Raw genomic sequence first — 15,509 nt, 5'->3', positions numbered from 1 at the left:
CCGCACGGGATGCACGCGGTAGGCTCGTATCGTCGGTGGCCACGAACGACCGACATCAGAATGCCAACCCAAAACGATAGGCAACGGAGCCAAGCGTGAATACCCCGACAGCAATGATGGACGAGCCGAAGACCCACCCGATTCCCGTGATCGACGCGTCGCAGAACGTCTCGGACGTTCCCACCCCGACCGCGGAAGGCGGCCCCGTCCGCACCGAATCCGACTCGCTCGGCAGCCGGGAGATCCCGGCGGACGCGTACTGGGGCGTGCACACGTCCCGCGCGCTGGAGAACTTCCAGATCGCCAAGCGTCCCATCTCGGTCTACCCGGATCTGGTCGTGGCGCTCGCCAGCGTGAAGCAGGCGGCGGCGCGCGCGAACCTCGAGATCGGCGTGCTGGACAAGCACAAGGCCGCTCTGATCGACCAGGCCTGCCAGCTCATCATCGACGGCAAATTCCACGACCAGTTCGTGGTCGGCGTCATGCAGGGCGGCGCGGGCACGTCCACGAATATGAACGCCAACGAGGTCATCGCGAACGTCGCGCTCGAACTCGACGGCCACGCCAAGGGCGAGTACCAGTACATCAGCCCGATCGACGACGTCAACCGCAGCCAGAGCACCAACGACACGTACCCGACGGCCATCAAGATCGCCCTCACCTTCGCTCTCGGGCACCTGCTCGACCAGCTCGCTCAGCTGCGCGACTCGTTCGCGCGGAAGGGCGAGGAGTTCCGGCACGTGCTCAAGGTCGGCCGCACCCAGCTGCAGGATGCGGTCCCGATGACGCTCGGGCAGGAGTTCCACGGCTTCGCGACCACGCTCACCGAAGACCACGCCCGCCTCACGGAGACGAAGTGGCTCCTCGCGGAGATCAACCTCGGCGCGACGGCCATCGGCACCGGGATCACCGCAGACCCCGGATACGCGGCAGCCGCCGTTCGCCACCTCAACGTGATCACCGGCCTCAACCTGGAGACGGCGCCCGACCTCATCGAGTCGACGAGCGACGCGGGGGCGTTCATGTCGTTCTCCGGTTCGCTGAAGCGCAGCGCCATCAAGCTCTCGAAGATCTGCAACGACCTGCGCCTGCTGTCGAGCGGCCCGCAGGCCGGACTCGGCGAGATCAACCTCCCGCCGCGCCAGGCCGGGTCGAGCATCATGCCCGGCAAGGTCAACCCGGTCATCCCGGAGGTCGTCAACCAGGTGGCCTTCTCGGTGGCAGGCGCCGACGTGACGGTGACGATGGCCGCCGAGGGTGGTCAGCTCCAGCTGAACGCGTTCGAGCCCGTCATCGCGCACTCGCTGCTGCAGTCGATCACCTGGATGACGCAGGCCTTCCACACGCTGCGCGTGAACTGCGTGGACGGCATCACCGCGAACGAGGAGCGCCTCGGAGCGATGGTCGGTTCGTCCGTCGGCGTGATCACGGCGCTCATGCCGCACATCGGATACGCGGCGGCGGCGGCGCTCGCCAAGACGGCGCTGCTCACCGGAGGCAACGTGGCCGACCTCGTCGTGGAGGCCAAGCTGATGAGCCGCGAGGACGTGACCAGGCTGCTGTCGCCCGCTCGCCTGAGCGGCCTCGAGGCGATCACGACGGCCATCCCGATCATCGACGCCGGCACCGACCCCACGGCCTAACGCAGGACGCGCGCTGGAACGGAGCGCGGCGCGTCAGTCCTGGCGCGCCGCCTCCGCGCGCTCTGCGCGGCGGAACAGCGCGACCATGTCGCGCGCGAGCTGGTGCGGGGCCGTCTCGCACGGGCTGTGTCCTGTGCTGTAGACCGCGAGCGTCGCGCCGAGCGCCTGCGCGTTGGCCGCGTGCAGGTGCGTCGGCCACAGGTCGTGGTTGCCGGTGGCGACCAGCATCGGGATGCGCGTGGCTGCGACCCTGCCGCGCACATCCGGAACCCGTTTCATCAGCCCGACGATGTCGTCGACGCTCGACCGGCGGGTGAGGGCGAAGCGCGAGCGCACGAACGCGAGCCGCGACGGCGGCACCTTGTTCTTGTTCGTGACGATGCCCCAGATCATCAGCCCTGCACCCTGGCGGCCGCCGAGGAACCAGCTCAGCCAGCCGATCACCCGCACGCCGCGGAACGCCTGGCCGGGCTCCGGCGGCGTCGTCAGCAGCGTGAGGCTGCGGAACAGCCCGGGATGCTCGATCAGCGCCAGCTGCGCGAGCACGCCGGCGAACGAGTATCCGAGCACGTGGGCAGGTGGCCCGGACTGCAGGAACGCGACGATGTCGGTGACCAGCAGCTCATACGTGTAGTGGCCGCCGGGAACGGGGCCGGCGTCCGCAGACTCGTACTGGCCTGCCAGGTCGAAGCTCTGCACGTGATACCCCGCGGCCACCAGGATCGGCGCGAGCAGGTAGAAGTCCTCCTTCGAACCCGTCACGCCCGGGATGAGCACCACGCGCGGGTCGGACGGGTCGCCGAGCGACACCACGGCGAGTTCGCCGCTCGGCGCGGCGAACCGGCTGAAGACGGCTCCGACCGGCGCGACGGACCAGTCGATGTCGGGAAGACCCGCATCCAGACGCGCAGCGTCGTCGTCGCCTCCGGCGACTCCGGGCCGCCTCTGTTCGATGGACACCCTTCCACGCTAGCCGACACGCCGGACCTTTCACGGCATCCAGCGCGTTTTCGTGACCCACCACCGCGCCCGATAGCCTGGGCAGGTGAGATTCTCGCACCTCAGCTCCACCACAGATCCAACGCCGCGTCTTGCGGCCGTCATCGGCGACGGCGCCCTCTTCCTCGAGGAGGTGATGGACCCGGCCCCGCGCGATCTGCAAGACCTGATCGAGCAGGGCGACGGTGTCCTCGCACACGTCAAGGCGGTCGTCGACAACGCACTCGCACAGCACACCAGCCTCACGCCGGTCAGGGAGCTGCGGCACGCCTCGGCTGTGCTGCGGCCGCCGGCGGTCATCGCGATCGGCGCGAACTACGCCGCTCACGCCGCCGAGCTCGCGCTGCGCTCGGAGAAGGCGGCCACCATCTTCTCGCTCTGGCCGAACTCGCTCGCCGGTCACGGCGGCACGACGACCTGGCCGGGGGACCTGACGACGCAGGTCGACTACGAGGCGGAGCTCGGCGTCATCATCGGCAAGCCGGCCCGGGATGTGTCGGTGCAGGATGCGCTCGACTACGTCTGGGGATACACCGTCGTCAACGACATCACGGCCAGAGACCTGCAGTTCTCCGAGGCGCAGTGGTCGCGCTGCAAGTCGTTCGACGGGTTCACCCCGAACGGTCCCGTCGTGGTGACGGCCGACGAGATCCGCGACCCGCAGGACCTCTGGCTGACCACGAACGTCGACGGCACGATCCTGCAGGACGCGTCGACGGCCGACATGGTGCGCTCCGTCGCCGAGATCGTCTCCTACCTGTCCAAGTCGGCGACGATCCAGCCGGGCACGCTCATCTCCACCGGCAGCCCGGGCGGAGCAGGATACTCGCGCACTCCGCCGGTGTTCCTCAAGGACCACTCGACCGTGACCGTCTCGATCGGCGGCATCGGCTACCTCACCACGTACTGCCGCGTCACCTGACGCGGGCGCAGTCGCAGGCGCAGACTCAGGCGATCGCGCCCGGCGCGTCGTCCGCGTGCTCGGCCTCCCAGCGGCGGCGCGCTGCGCGGCGACGCCACGGCGACTCCTCCGGCAGGTGCATCCTGAGCGTGGTGTACGCCCAGCCGAGCCGCCGGCCGAAGCCGCGCCAGGTGCTGAACGGGCGGGCGGAGATGCCGACGGTGAGGCGTTCGTCGTAGCGCACCACCTGACTGGGGTCGAGGTGGATGGCGAGGTCGAGGTCGTCGTGGATCTCGCGCATCCCGCGGTGCACGCGACCGCGCACGCTCTCCCAGACGGTGCGCCGCATGGCGAAGTTGGAGCCGAAGATCGGCGGGTGGCCGAGCCAGATCTCCATCGACCAGAAGTAGCCGCCGATGTAGAGCGTCTGCCCGAGGCCGGCGATGAGCGTGTTGCCGTCGTAGAAGATGCCTGGGCCGGTGAGCACGCCGATGTCCGGGTCGTCGACGAACTCGGCCTCGATGTGCAGCAGCCAGTCGACCGGGGGACGGGAGTCGGCGTCCAGCCGGGCGATGATGTCTGTCGACGCCGCGTCGTAGCCGGTGGATGCGGCAGGCCAGATCCCGCGCTGCGACTGCTCGATCACGGTGGCGCCCTTCGAGCGGGCCACGGCGGCGGTATCGTCCGTGCTGCCGTTGTCGACCACGATGATCTCGTCGGCGGGCCGCAGCTGGGCCGCGAGGTCGTCCAGGCAGCGCGCGAGCATCTCGGAGTCGTTCAGGGCAGGGATCACGACGGCGATGGTTGGCACCTGCGAGATCCCCTCCTCCCTCAGCGCATGTCAGTCGAATGCATGCACGTCGAATGCATGTAAGTCCTCAGAGAGCCTACGCCTGCGCGGACCTCCACAGATGCATTCCGGCGTAGCTGCGCCACGGCGCCCAGCGAGCGCCGTACGCAGCGAGCGCTTTCGCGTCGTCCGGCAGGCCGAGCTTGGCTGCCCCCTGACGGATGGCGAGGTCGCTGGTGAGCAGGATGTCCGGGCTGCCGAGCACGCGCATCGCGATGTAACCGGCGGTCCACGGGCCGATGCCGGGGAGGGCGGTGAGCCGTTCCTCCAGCTCCTCGCGCGACTCGCCGACGTCGATCACGAGCTCGCCGGAGGCGATGGCCGCGGCTGTGTTCACGATGGTGTCGATGCGTCTCGCCGGACCGCGCAGCACCTGCCTGCCGTGCTCGGCGATGTCGGCGGCGGTGGGGAAGAGGCGCGTGAACCCGCCGAGGTCGAGCGGGCGGCCGAGCGCGTCGGTGAGCCGGGTGAGCGCCGTGCGCGCGGCAGGGACGGAGATCTGCTGGCCGATGAGAGCGCGGAAGACGATCTCCTCCGCGTCGACGGCGCCAGGCACCCGGCGTCCCGGCGCGGCGGAGACGCTGGCCGCGAGGGCGGGGTCTGCGGAGAGAGCGGCGTCGATGGCCGCAGCGTCGGCATCCAGGTCGAGCAGGCGGCGCACGCGGGCGACGAGCGGCGCGAGGTCGGCCACATCGGCGAGGGTCGCGTCGCACTCCACGTGCGGTGCCGTCGGCGTGCCGCCGAGAGTGAGCCGGACGACGGCAGGGCCGTGGGGGAGGGCGAGCGCGCGGCTGTACGAATCCGCGTCTCCGCTCTCGACGCCCGCGATCGACCTGGCCCCCAGGAAGCCGAGCAGGGCTGCGCCGTCGAACGGCGCGCGGGCGGGGAGCCGGAGGCTCAGGGTGGCGGCCCCGGATGCGGCGGGCTCTCCGCCATCCTTCACGTCCCTGGATGCTGCCCGTGCGCCCGCCCGCCCCTTCGCGGACGCCCGGATCGCGCCGGGCGTCGTGCGGTAGATGTCGGCCATCGTCTCGTTGAACTGGCGCACGCTGGTGAATCCCGCAGCGAACGCCACGTCGGTGATCGACAGGTCGGTGCCCGCGAGGAGGAGCCGGGCCGTCTGCGCCCTGTGCGCCCTGGCGAGCGCGAGCGGGCCTGCGCCGAGCTCGGAGGCGAGCACCCGCCCGAGGTGGCGTGGCGTGTATCCGAGGCGCCGGGCGAGCCCAGGCACGCCCTCGCGCTCGACCGTCCCGTCCGCGATGAGGCGCATGGCGCGGGCGGCGAGGTCGTCGCGGGTATTCCACTCCGGGGAGCCGGGCACCGCATCCGGGAGGCAGCGCTTGCAGGCGCGGAGCCCTGCCTCGTGCGCCGCGGCCGCTGTGAGGTAGAAGGTGACGTTGCCCGGCTTCGGCGAGACCGCCGGGCAGCTCGGGCGGCAGTAGATGCCGGTGGAGTGCACGCCGGTGATGAACTGCCCGTCGAACCGTGTGTCCCTGGCGCTCATCGCGCGGTAGCGCTCGGCGAAGACCGGGTCGGCGAGCTTGTCTGTTTCGCGGTTCATGCCTCCAGCCTCGCACTCGCCACCGACGTTCGGTAGCGGAAAACGGACATTACCCGCGTTGAATATGCTGAATCGCATGGATGTTCTGGAGTGGTTGTCCGCAGCACTCGGTGACGACGCCATCGCGGCCGGCGTGCTCAGCACCGATCGGGAGGCGCTCGACGCCGCCCGCACGGATCGCTCCGGCTGGATCGCGGACGGAAGCCCGCTCGCCGTCGTCAATGCCACGGCCGTCGAGCATGTGCAGGCGATCATGCGCGCCGCCAGCGAGTTCCGCGTCCCCGTCGTCCCCCGCGGAGCGGGCACGGGCCTGGCAGGCGGCGCGAACGGCACGGACGGCGCGATCGTGCTCAGCGTGGCCGGCATGAACCGCATCCTGGAGATCTCCGCCGACGACGAGCTCGCCGTCATCGAGCCGGGCGTCATCAACGCCGACCTCAACGACGCCCTCGAGCCGTACGGCCTGTTCTTCGCTCCCGACCCGGCGAGCAAGGCCATCTCCACGGTCGGCGGCAACATCGCCACCAACGCGGGCGGCCTGCTCTGCGCCAAGTACGGCGTCACCCGCGAGGCCGTCCTCGCCCTCGACGTCGTGCTCGCGGACGGACGCCTGGTCTCCACCGGTCACCGCACGGTGAAGGGCGTGACCGGCTACGACATCACCGCGCTGTTCGTCGGGTCGGAGGGCACCCTGGGCGTGATCGTCGGCGCCACGGTGCGCGCCATCCCGATCCCCGCCGGGGAGCCGACCACCATCGGAGCGCTGTTCCCGGATGTGCGGTCGGCGGCGGCAGCGTCCGCGCGCGTGACAGCATCCAGACTCCGCCCCGCCGTGATGGAACTGCTCGACGCCGCGTCCCTCGACCGCATCTCCGCCCACCTCGGCGCGGACACCATCGCCTCGGCGTTCGGCACGACGGGAGGCGGCAGCTACCTCCTCGTTCAGTTCGACGGCCCGAGCGCTGCGGCGGACGCCGCCTGCGCCGCCGAGCTGATCGGGGCGGAGGGAGGCACCGTGCGCGTCTCCGCCGACGCGGACGACGGCGAACGCCTGCTGGCGATCCGCCGCGCCTTCCACCCCGCGCTCGCCGCCACCGGAGAGGTGCTGATCGAGGACGTCTCCGTCCCTCGCTCCCGGATGCCGGAGATGTTCGCCGCGATCGAGCGCATCTCCGAGAAGTACGGGGTGCCCATCCCGACCGTCGCGCACGCGGGCGACGGCAACCTGCACCCCAACTTCGTCTACTCCGGTGCCGAGGTGCCTCCGGCGGTGTGGGATGCGGCGAACGAGCTGTTCCGCACGGCGATGGACCTGGGCGGAACGCTCACCGGCGAGCACGGCGTCGGTGTGCTGAAGCGACGCTGGCTCGCCGATGAGCTCGGCCCTGACTCCTACGACCTGCAGGTGAAGCTCAAGTCGGTCTTCGACCCGCTCGGCATCCTCAACCCCGGCAAGGTCTTCGGCTGATCCGCTGCTCCCGGCCCCGGTGGACGCGCGTCAGCGCACCGCCTGCGGCAGCAGCACCTCCACGTCCGCGTATGCGTGCTCGTCGGTGCGGGACGGCAGGTCGAACACGCGCCCGGCCTCCGTGGCGGCGTCGAACGGCGCCCAGCCGGGGTCGCCGCCGACGATGAACGACACCGCGGCGCCGTGCACGTCGTCGGCGAGCGTCTGCGGAGAGTTCGGTCCTGCGATGTTCTGCACCCGCTCCGCGTCCAGGCAGTCGAAGAAGAACGGCACGTCGAGGCAGTGGCAGGCGCCGCCCATCGTCGGGGACGGCCAGGAGAACCGGTAGAGCCAGGTCGGCGCGCCGGCGGCGGCGCGCTCCCTGGCGATGGTCAGCGCCGTGGTGCGGAACATCCGGTCGGTGATGTACTGGCCGAGGATGTCGGCGGTGTCGTGCCCGTCGTGGGCTGCGGCGTACGCGGCCGCGGTGTCATCCGCCAGGCCGAACCGGGTGAGCGCGGCGGCTGCGGGGACGGCGGCCAGCGCATCCCGGTGGGCGGTCATCGCCATATTGAACTCGTTGTCCGTCGCCCCGAGCACCAGCTCCTTCTCCGCACCGACGCCGGAGCGCAGGGCGTCGGCGACGGCCTGCGGCAGGAGGTCGCCGTCGACGACGGGACCCCAGACCAGGCCGCCGGCGGCGAGCTGGACGAGACCGGCCAGCGCGTCGTCCTCGCCGTCCTCGCCGCCCGGCGCCGGCGCGGGAGAGGCGACCTGCGCCTGCAGCGCGAGGATGGTCGCCTCGTCGAGCGCGGACAGTCCCGCTCGGGTGGGCTGCACGCCGGCGAGCTCAGCCAGCCTGCGTCCGAAGACCTCCGCGTCGGCGACGGGCAGGTCGCTGGTCGCGCCGGAGATGCTGATCACACGCTGGAACAGCGCGGCCGCCCGCGGCACGGCCAGCAACGACAGCACCGCTCCGCCTCCCGCCGACTGCCCGGCGATGGTCACCCGCGCCGGGTCTCCGCCGAACGCTCCGATGTTGTCCCGCACCCACTCGAGCGCCAGCAGCCAGTCCAGGACGCCCCGGTTCTGCGGAGCGTCCTCGATCCAGCCGAACCCGTCGAAGCCGAGCCGGTACGACACGGTCACGGTCACCACCCCGTCCTTGGCGAAGGCGGCGCCGGCGTACCAGGGGCTCGCGGGGGAGCCGGCGACGAACCCGCCGCCGTGGATGTAGACCAGCACGGGCAGCGCGGAGTCGCTGCGCGGCGCGGGCGTGAAGACGTTGACGTTGAGGGTCGAGTCGCCGGGGATCGACGGCTCGGGGATCAGGGTGATCTCGGACAGCGCGGCACGCTGCGGGGTCGCCCCGTACGCGGTGGCGTCGAGCACCCCCTCCCACGCCGCGTGCGGGACGGGAGCGGCGAACCGACGCTCGCCGGTCGGAGCTTCGGCGAACGGGATGCCGAGGAACGCGGCGGAGCCATCGCGCCAGATCCCGCGGACCCGGCCGGCGGTCGTGTCCACCTCGGGGGCGGTGGTCGGTGTCGTCATCTGGATGATCCTCTCTCAACGACGCTCGCTCCCGAACGTCAAAAACCGTGTGTTGCTTGGTAATGAGTATCGGTGACACGGTCGTTTAGTTCAAGCATCGAATTAACTGAGGTGGACGACGAGGGCGCCGAGAACGGCTAGCGGGATGCGAGGCTCAGCGGGTCGGCGATGGCCGCATCCCGTGCCTGGTGCAGGGCGCCGAGCAGCGCGGCGTCCGCGCCGAGGCGGCCGGCGACGATCGGGGGAGCGGGCGCGAGCTGTTCGGCGGCGCCGATCCGCAGGCGGGGAGCGGCGGCCACGGCGATCCGCGGCGCGAGGTCCGCCCAGTATCCGCCGAGCACGATCACGGACGGATCGAGCGCCATCCGGAGCAGGGCGATGGTCCTGGCGATCCACACCGCTGCCGCGTCGAACGCCGCCGTCGCCGCCGCGTCCCCCGCCTGCACCCGCTCGACCAGCTCGGCGAGCGCCGCGGTGAGGCCGTCCCGGTCGCGCAGCGCGGCCAGTCCCGCCGCGGCGAGCACGACGTCCGGCCCTGCGACGGTCACGAAGCAGCCGCGCTGGCCGCAGGCGCAGGGGAGTCCGTCGTGGTCGACGGGCAGGTGCCCGATCGCGCCCGCGAGCCCGTGCGCGCCCGCGATGAAGGCGCCGTCGGCGAGGTACGCGCCGCCGATGCCGCTGTTGCTCTTCAGGTACAGCACGAACCGTTCGCCAGGCAGGCGCTGCGCCTCGGCCAGGGCGGCGGGTTCGTCGGAGGTGAGGATCGTGTCGGCCGGGAGGCGCGGCTCCCGGGCGCCGAGCATCCCGAGCACGTCCACCTGCCCCCAGCCGAGGTCGGTGTCCGCGAGCACGATCCTCGGCTCGCCGCCCACCGGCGCGAGCATCACGACGGTGAACCCGACCGGGATGCGGCCGAGGCGTTCGAGCGCGTCGAGCCCGGCGCCGAGGGTGTGCGCTGCGACGTCGAGCACGGCGTCAGGGTCGCCCATCGGCCTGCCGTGGCGCTCGGCGACGCGCACCAGCTCCTCCCCGGCGAGGTCGTGGGCGAGGAAGACGGCCTGATCGGCGTCGAGCTGCATGGCCGCGAACGCGATGCCGCCCGCCGCCAGGGCGAGCATGGTCTTCGGCCGCCCGTTCACCGACCCGACCACCGCGGACTCGCGCACCAGCCCTGCCGAACTCAACACGTCGACCAGGGCCGTGACCGTGCCGCGGGAGAGTCCTGTCGCCGCCGCGAGCTCGCTGCGCGCGCTCGGCCCGTCGACCAGCAGGCGCATCAGAAGCGCCAGGTTGTGGATGCGGACGTCGGCGCTGTCCCGTCCGGCTGCAGAACTCATAGCGCCAGAATCTCACACGGCGAACGAACGGAGGTGGAGCATCCCGGCCGACGGTGATCCCACCCCGTTAAAGACTCGACGCCCGGTGGTGCGGCGATGCCTGCGACTCTCCCGGGCGACGAGTTGATCTTGTGATCTACGTCAAGGGTGCTCCGCATCCGGGGCGAGCGCAAGAGCGGATTTCGGACATGCGCTCTCAGAGAACGCGCTTTGACGCGGGCCCGCGGAGCCAGTTGGATGGATGCATGGCAGAAAACACCAACCAGAAGCCCGAAGTCGACGCCCCCGACGGCCCGGCTCCCGAGACCCTCGAGATCGTCGACATCGTCGAGGGCACCGGCCCCGAGGCGACCGCAGGTTCCAAGGTGGACGTGCACTACCTCGGCGTCGAGTACGAGACCGGCGAGGAGTTCGACTCCTCCTGGAGCCGTGGGCAGTCCATCAACTTCCCGCTCAACAACCTCATCAAGGGCTGGCAGGACGGCATCCCCGGCATGAAGGTCGGCGGTCGCCGCAAGCTGACCGTCCCGCCCGCGCAGGCGTACGGCCCGGCCGGTGGAGGTCACCCGCTCTCCGGCAAGACCCTGATCTTCGTGATCGACCTGCTCGGCGTCTCCTAGATCGTCACGATCTCCCAGACACGCGCACGAGGAAAGGCGCGGTGCGGCTCGAGGCCGCACCGCGCCTTTTCGCGCGTGACGTACTCCGCGCCGGTCAGAGCGCCGGCGGGTGCATCAGCGTCGGGATGGCGATCCGGTTCCAGACGTTGATCGTCGCGATGGCGAGCAGCAGGTTGGCGAGGCCCTCCTCGCCGAATTCGGCGAGCGCGCGCCCGTAGAGGTCGTCGGACACGCCGCCCTGGATGAGAGTGACCTCCTCGGTCAGTTCGAGCGCCACCCGCTCCCGCTCGCTGAACCACTCCGACTCCCGCCAGGTGATCACCGAGAACACCTTGCGCAGCGGGTAGCCGCTTGCCTGCAGGTCGACGGAGTGCATGTCGACGCAGAACGTGCATCCATTGATCTGGGATGCGCGGAGTTTGATGAGGTCGCCGAGCGGTTCCTCGACGTGCTGGGCCACATAGCCGTCGAGGTTGATGACCTTGCGGTAGCCGTCGGGGACGATGGAGGAGATGTCGATTCGTTCTGTCATGCGGCCAGCCTAGAAACGTCATTGGCCGCGGGTAAGCTCCAATTCACCACATTCCGATCAGGCCAATCGCAGGAGGTCCCTGTGGACGTGCACGTGCAGATCGACGGCAGGGGCGACCGCGCCGACCGCATCTACCGGCAGCTGCGCGACGCCGTCCTGGATGGGCGGCTGCGGCACGGCGAGCGCCTCCCGGCCACCAGGGAGCTGGCGGACCGGCTGTCCGTCTCGCGCTCCACCGTCGCGACCGCGTACGAACGTCTCACCGCCGAGGGCTACCTGGCGTCGCGGGTGGGGTCCGGCACCTTCGTGTCCGCGCCGACGGCCGCGCCGAGCCCGTCGGCGGCGCGCGGGGAGCGCACGGCGGCGCGTCCTGTGCAGCGCTGGGCGGACATCCACGATCCGCTGTGGACGGAGTCGCTGCCGATCGCGTACGACTTCAGTGTCGGGACGCCGGACCCCGCGCTCTTCCCCGCCGAGTCGTGGCGCCGGTTCGTCGCGGCCGAGCTGCGCGGCGGCATCCTGCGCTCCGGTCACTACCGCGATCCGGCTGGACTGCAGCGGCTGCGGGATGCGCTGGCCAGGCACCTCGGCGTCGCCCGGTCGGTGGATGCGCTGGCCGACGACATCCTGATCACGAGCGGAGCGCAACAGGCGTTCGACCTGATCGGGAGGGTGCTGCTCGACCCCGGCGACGTCGTCGCCGTCGAAGACCCCGGATACCCGCCCGTGCGGCAGCTGTTCGAGACGATGGGGGCGCGCGTCGTTCCCGTTCCGGTCGACGAGCACGGCCTCCGGGTGGATGCGCTGCCCGACGAGGCGAAGCTTGTCTACGTGACGCCGTCGCACCAGTTCCCGCTCGGCGGCGTGCTCTCATTCGAGCGGCGCACCCAGCTGCTCGCCTGGGCGAGCGCGAACGACGCGGTGATCGTGGAGGACGACTACGACAGCGAGTACCGATACGCCGACCGCCCGCTCGATCCGCTGCAGCGCCTCGACACCGAGGGCCGCGTCGTCTACGTCGGCACGTTCTCGAAGACCATGCTGCCCGCGCTCCGGCTCGGCTTCCTGGTGGCGCCGCCGTCGCTGATGCCGGCACTGCGCAGCGCGAAACGCCTCACCGACTGGCACAACGACCACGTCACCCAGGCGGCGATGGCCCGGTTCATCGACTCCGGCGGCTTCGCCAGGCACGTCAGACAGGCCACGAAACAGTACGGGATGCGGCAGCGCCAGATCCTGGAGCAGGCGGAGGCCATGCTCGGCGACGTGCTGCAGGCGGTGCCGTCGGTCGCCGGGCTGCACGTCTGCCTGCTCCCGAGGGACGGGGCCGTGTTCGACTCGGACCGGGCGGCGGCCGAGGCTGCGGCATCCGGGGTGTCCGTGCAGTCGATCGCCCGCTTCGGCTTCGGCGAGACCCCGGCCTCCGGCCTCATGCTCGGCTTCGGCGCCATCGCGCCCGCCGACGTGCCGGACGGCCTCCGCGTGCTCGCCCGTGCCGTCGCGCGCTCGCACCGCGGCGGAGACGCGCAGCCGGGGCCGCGCGTCTCCGCGACGGGACGCGACTAGATCGCCGACCAGCCTCCGTCGGAGGCGAGGATGACGCCGCTGACGTTGGAGGAGTCGTCGCTGAGCAGCCAGGTGATGGATGCGGCGAGCTGCTCCGGCTGGGCAACCGGCGGCACCATCGTCTGCATCAGCGGGCCGAGGCGCTGGCCTGCCCACTCGGAGCGGAACGGCGCCTCGATGTTGGTGGCGACCGGTCCGGGGGCGACGGCGTTGGTGCGGATCCCCTTGGGGGCGTAGAACACCGAGGTGGACTTCGTGTATCCGACCACGGCGTGCTTCGAGGTCGTGTACGCGACGCCGGCGGCCGAACCGCGGAGGCCGGCCTCGGAGGTGACGTTGACGATGGAGCCGGCTCCGGCCTCGAGCATCACCGGAAGCACCGCGCGGGTGAGCCGCATGATCGCGGTGATGTTGATGTTCATCACGCGGTCCCAGGTGGCGTCGTCGATCTCGGCGGCCGGCTGGAAGCCGTCCATGATGCCGGCGACGTTGGCGAGCGCATCCACGCGTCCGCCCGCAGCGTCGAGGATGGCGGCGATGGTCTCCTCGCTGGACACGTCTCCTGCGACGGTCACCAGGTCGAGGTCCGGGTGCTCGGCGGTGAGCGCCTCGAGACGGTCGGGGGCGATGTCGCTGGCGATCACGCGTCCGCCTTCCGCCGCGATGCGGAGCGCCGTCGCCCGGCCGATGCCCGAACCGGCGCCCGTGACGATGGCGGTCTTGCCGGCGAAGCGAGCGGAATCTGTTGTGCTCATTCCTGAATCTCCTGAGTCGTGTGTGGCGCTCGATCTGGGCGTCGATGTATTTATAGCACTCGGTGCCATAATGGAGATGTGAATTCGCCAGCAGCCGAACAGGAGCAGCAGCCCGCAGCGCGCCGCCGCGGCCGTCCCGTGGACGTGGACCCGGACGAGGTCGCCCTGCTCGCCCTCCGGCACTTCGCCGAGCACGGCTACGAGGCGACCACGATGGACGACATCGCGCGCGTCGCCGGCATTGGGCGCCGCACGCTGTTCCGCTACTTCCCGAGCAAGCCCGCCCTGGTCTGGGGCGGCATGGAGCCCGTGGTCGCGCGCACGGCCGCCGAGCTCGACGCTGCACCGGACGACGAACCGATCGCGTCCGTGCTGCACCGCGCCATCGCGCGCGCTCTCGACCTCCCGCCGGACCGCGTCGAGGCCACCCGGCGGCGCCTGCTGCTCATCGGCTCCGACGACGCCCTCATCGGTTTCGGCCTCAGCCGTCTGGCCGCCAACCGGGATGTGCTCGCCGCGTTCATCGCGCGCCGCACGGGAACGGCGCCGGACGGCCTGCACGCGAAGGTGCGCGCCGACGCCCTCTCTGCCGCTTCGTTCTCCGCGCTCACCTGGTGGGCGGCGAACAGCGACGACGATCCGGCCACCGTCGTCGCCGCCGCTCTGGATGCGCTGAGCGCCTGAAGCGTCCCGGCTAGCCGTTCGGCAGGATCACCGCGCGCCCGCGGATCTTGCCCTCGTGCAGTCGCTCGTACGCCTTCGGCGCCTCGTCGAGCGAATACGTCTCGATCTCCACCTCGATGGAGCCGGCGCGGGCCAGGTCGAGCACCTCGATCAGTTCGGAACGGGAGCCCCAGTACGGCGTGCGCACCGCGACGTCGTATGCGATGCGGCCGAAGCCGACGGCGAGCGCCCCGCCGCCGATCCCGACGATGGTCACGTCGCCTTCCGTCGCCGCCATCGCACCCGCGAGGTCGACCGTCGGCTGCACGCCGACGAAGTCGAAGACCGCGTTCGCACCCCGGCCGCCGGTCAGGTCGCGGACGGCGGAGACCGCATCCTGGTTCGACAGCATCGTGTGGTGGGCGCCGACGGCCTTCGCCAGGTCGAGCTTCTCCTGGTTGACGTCGAGCGCGATCACCGTCGCCCCGGAGAGCGCGCGGAGGATCTGGATGCCGACGTGGCCGAGGCCGCCGGTGCCGATCACGACGGCCGTGGTGCCCGCGCCGAGTTTCGGCAGCGAGTTCTTGATCGCGTGATACGGGGTGAGGCCCGCGTCGGTGAGCGAGACGTTCTCGACCGGGTCGAGCCCATCGAGCGGGACGAGATGGCGTGCGTTGTCGACGACCATGTACTCCGCCATCGAGCCCGGCGACCCGAGTCCGGGCGGCATGATGCCCTCCGCTTGGGCGTTGAGGCAGTAGTTCTCCTTGCCCTGCGCGCACATCAGGCAGCGGCCGCAGCCCCACGGGCCGTAGACGGCGACTGCGTCGCCGGGCTTCACGCCGGAGACCCCGTCGCCGACCGCCTCCACGATGCCTGCGCCCTCGTGGCCGAGGGTGAGCGGGAGTCCGTAGACGTACTGGTCGGCTGGAAGTCCCATGATGAACTCGTCGGAGTGGCAGACCCCGGCGGCGGTGACCTTCAGGAGCACCTGGCCGGGGCCGATGTCCGGATCGGCGATCTCGACGACCTCTGGACGGGAACCGATTTCGCGATATTGGAGTGCCTTCATACCGCGCAC

At 71.0% G+C, this 15,509-nt stretch carries 14 protein-coding genes; 6 read left to right on the top strand and 8 right to left on the bottom strand.

What is annotated here, in order from left to right; translation table 11 throughout:
* The first annotated feature begins 116 nt into the window (after positions 1 to 116).
* Complete coding sequence (locus AC1ROC_RS05340) at positions 117 to 1,643, top strand: aspartate ammonia-lyase (protein ID WP_492998931.1); 1,527 nt, start codon at positions 117 to 119, stop codon at positions 1,641 to 1,643.
* 33 nt (positions 1,644 to 1,676) lie between these two features.
* Here the strand turns inward: AC1ROC_RS05340 and AC1ROC_RS05335 are convergent, their stop codons facing one another.
* Positions 1,677 to 2,603 (bottom strand): alpha/beta fold hydrolase, encoded by a 927-nt coding sequence (locus AC1ROC_RS05335; RefSeq protein ID WP_492998560.1) that lies wholly within the window; start codon positions 2,601 to 2,603, stop codon positions 1,677 to 1,679.
* Positions 2,604 to 2,688: 85 nt separating this feature from the next.
* On the opposite strand from AC1ROC_RS05335, the gene AC1ROC_RS05330 reads away from it, so the two are divergent.
* Positions 2,689 to 3,564 (top strand): fumarylacetoacetate hydrolase family protein, encoded by an 876-nt coding sequence (locus tag AC1ROC_RS05330; protein WP_085369269.1) that lies wholly within the window; start codon positions 2,689 to 2,691, stop codon positions 3,562 to 3,564.
* Positions 3,565 to 3,589: 25 nt separating this feature from the next.
* On the opposite strand, the gene AC1ROC_RS05325 is transcribed toward AC1ROC_RS05330, so the two are convergent.
* Both AC1ROC_RS05325 and AC1ROC_RS05320 read right to left on the bottom strand, forming a co-directional pair.
* Positions 3,590 to 4,354, bottom strand: coding sequence for a glycosyltransferase family 2 protein (locus AC1ROC_RS05325; protein ID WP_434948246.1), 765 nt, complete (start codon positions 4,352 to 4,354; stop codon positions 3,590 to 3,592).
* 76 nt (positions 4,355 to 4,430) lie between these two features.
* Complete coding sequence (locus AC1ROC_RS05320; RefSeq protein ID WP_492998556.1) at positions 4,431 to 5,954, bottom strand: AlkA N-terminal domain-containing protein; 1,524 nt, start codon at positions 5,952 to 5,954, stop codon at positions 4,431 to 4,433.
* 76 nt (positions 5,955 to 6,030) lie between these two features.
* Between AC1ROC_RS05320 and AC1ROC_RS05315 the strand changes: the two genes are divergently transcribed.
* The gene (locus tag AC1ROC_RS05315) at positions 6,031 to 7,422 is read left to right on the top strand and encodes an FAD-binding oxidoreductase (protein WP_492998554.1); all 1,392 of its coding nucleotides are present in this window, start codon (positions 6,031 to 6,033) and stop codon (positions 7,420 to 7,422) included.
* A gap of 30 nt (positions 7,423 to 7,452) precedes the next feature.
* Here AC1ROC_RS05315 and AC1ROC_RS05310 read toward each other — a convergent pair whose 3' ends face one another.
* Both AC1ROC_RS05310 and AC1ROC_RS05305 read right to left on the bottom strand, forming a co-directional pair.
* Positions 7,453 to 8,955, bottom strand: coding sequence for a carboxylesterase/lipase family protein (locus AC1ROC_RS05310; RefSeq protein WP_492998552.1), 1,503 nt, complete (start codon positions 8,953 to 8,955; stop codon positions 7,453 to 7,455).
* A 137-nt stretch (positions 8,956 to 9,092) separates the two neighbouring features.
* The gene (locus AC1ROC_RS05305; RefSeq protein ID WP_492998550.1) at positions 9,093 to 10,292 is read right to left on the bottom strand and encodes an ROK family transcriptional regulator; all 1,200 of its coding nucleotides are present in this window, start codon (positions 10,290 to 10,292) and stop codon (positions 9,093 to 9,095) included.
* 245 nt (positions 10,293 to 10,537) lie between these two features.
* Between AC1ROC_RS05305 and AC1ROC_RS05300 the strand changes: the two genes are divergently transcribed.
* A complete protein-coding gene (locus AC1ROC_RS05300) occupies positions 10,538 to 10,912 on the top strand; it encodes an FKBP-type peptidyl-prolyl cis-trans isomerase (RefSeq protein WP_168689130.1) in 375 nt (124 codons plus the stop codon).
* 94 nt (positions 10,913 to 11,006) lie between these two features.
* On the opposite strand, the gene AC1ROC_RS05295 is transcribed toward AC1ROC_RS05300, so the two are convergent.
* Positions 11,007 to 11,444, bottom strand: a complete 438-nt coding sequence (locus AC1ROC_RS05295; protein ID WP_085369262.1) for a carboxymuconolactone decarboxylase family protein — start codon at positions 11,442 to 11,444, stop codon at positions 11,007 to 11,009.
* 81 nt (positions 11,445 to 11,525) lie between these two features.
* On the opposite strand from AC1ROC_RS05295, the gene pdxR reads away from it, so the two are divergent.
* The gene (pdxR, locus tag AC1ROC_RS05290) at positions 11,526 to 13,010 is read left to right on the top strand and encodes a MocR-like pyridoxine biosynthesis transcription factor PdxR (RefSeq protein WP_492998546.1); all 1,485 of its coding nucleotides are present in this window, start codon (positions 11,526 to 11,528) and stop codon (positions 13,008 to 13,010) included.
* On the opposite strand, the gene AC1ROC_RS05285 is transcribed toward pdxR, so the two are convergent.
* Positions 13,007 to 13,765: an SDR family NAD(P)-dependent oxidoreductase gene (locus tag AC1ROC_RS05285; protein ID WP_085369260.1), complete on the bottom strand. Its 759-nt coding sequence runs from the start codon at positions 13,763 to 13,765 to the stop codon at positions 13,007 to 13,009. The two genes, pdxR and AC1ROC_RS05285, sit on opposite strands and share 4 nt — an antisense overlap.
* A gap of 78 nt (positions 13,766 to 13,843) precedes the next feature.
* On the opposite strand from AC1ROC_RS05285, the gene AC1ROC_RS05280 reads away from it, so the two are divergent.
* A complete protein-coding gene (locus AC1ROC_RS05280; RefSeq protein WP_085369259.1) occupies positions 13,844 to 14,449 on the top strand; it encodes a TetR family transcriptional regulator in 606 nt (201 codons plus the stop codon).
* Positions 14,450 to 14,459: 10 nt separating this feature from the next.
* Here the strand turns inward: AC1ROC_RS05280 and AC1ROC_RS05275 are convergent, their stop codons facing one another.
* The gene (locus tag AC1ROC_RS05275; RefSeq protein WP_085369258.1) at positions 14,460 to 15,500 is read right to left on the bottom strand and encodes an NAD(P)-dependent alcohol dehydrogenase; all 1,041 of its coding nucleotides are present in this window, start codon (positions 15,498 to 15,500) and stop codon (positions 14,460 to 14,462) included.
* Positions 15,501 to 15,509 lie beyond the last annotated feature (9 nt).

The organism is Leifsonia sp. GW821-FHT13C05, from assembly GCF_058806515.1.
The sequence above is the reverse complement of the archived record's forward strand: the minus strand, read 5'-3'. Positions and strand labels throughout refer to the sequence as shown.

Excerpts from the sequence above, each read along its gene's own strand:
- AC1ROC_RS05340 (WP_492998931.1), top strand. The coding sequence starts at position 117 with ATGGACGAGCCGAAGACCCACCCGATTCCCGTGATCGACGCGTCGCAG.
- AC1ROC_RS05320 (WP_492998556.1), bottom strand. The coding sequence starts at position 5,954 with ATGAACCGCGAAACAGACAAGCTCGCCGACCCGGTCTTCGCCGAGCGC.
- AC1ROC_RS05315 (WP_492998554.1), top strand. The coding sequence starts at position 6,031 with ATGGATGTTCTGGAGTGGTTGTCCGCAGCACTCGGTGACGACGCCATC.
- AC1ROC_RS05310 (WP_492998552.1), bottom strand. The coding sequence starts at position 8,955 with ATGACGACACCGACCACCGCCCCCGAGGTGGACACGACCGCCGGCCGG.
- AC1ROC_RS05305 (WP_492998550.1), bottom strand. The coding sequence starts at position 10,292 with ATGAGTTCTGCAGCCGGACGGGACAGCGCCGACGTCCGCATCCACAAC.
- AC1ROC_RS05300 (WP_168689130.1), top strand. The coding sequence starts at position 10,538 with ATGGCAGAAAACACCAACCAGAAGCCCGAAGTCGACGCCCCCGACGGC.
- AC1ROC_RS05295 (WP_085369262.1), bottom strand. The coding sequence starts at position 11,444 with ATGACAGAACGAATCGACATCTCCTCCATCGTCCCCGACGGCTACCGC.
- AC1ROC_RS05285 (WP_085369260.1), bottom strand. The coding sequence starts at position 13,765 with ATGAGCACAACAGATTCCGCTCGCTTCGCCGGCAAGACCGCCATCGTC.
- AC1ROC_RS05275 (WP_085369258.1), bottom strand. The coding sequence starts at position 15,500 with ATGAAGGCACTCCAATATCGCGAAATCGGTTCCCGTCCAGAGGTCGTC.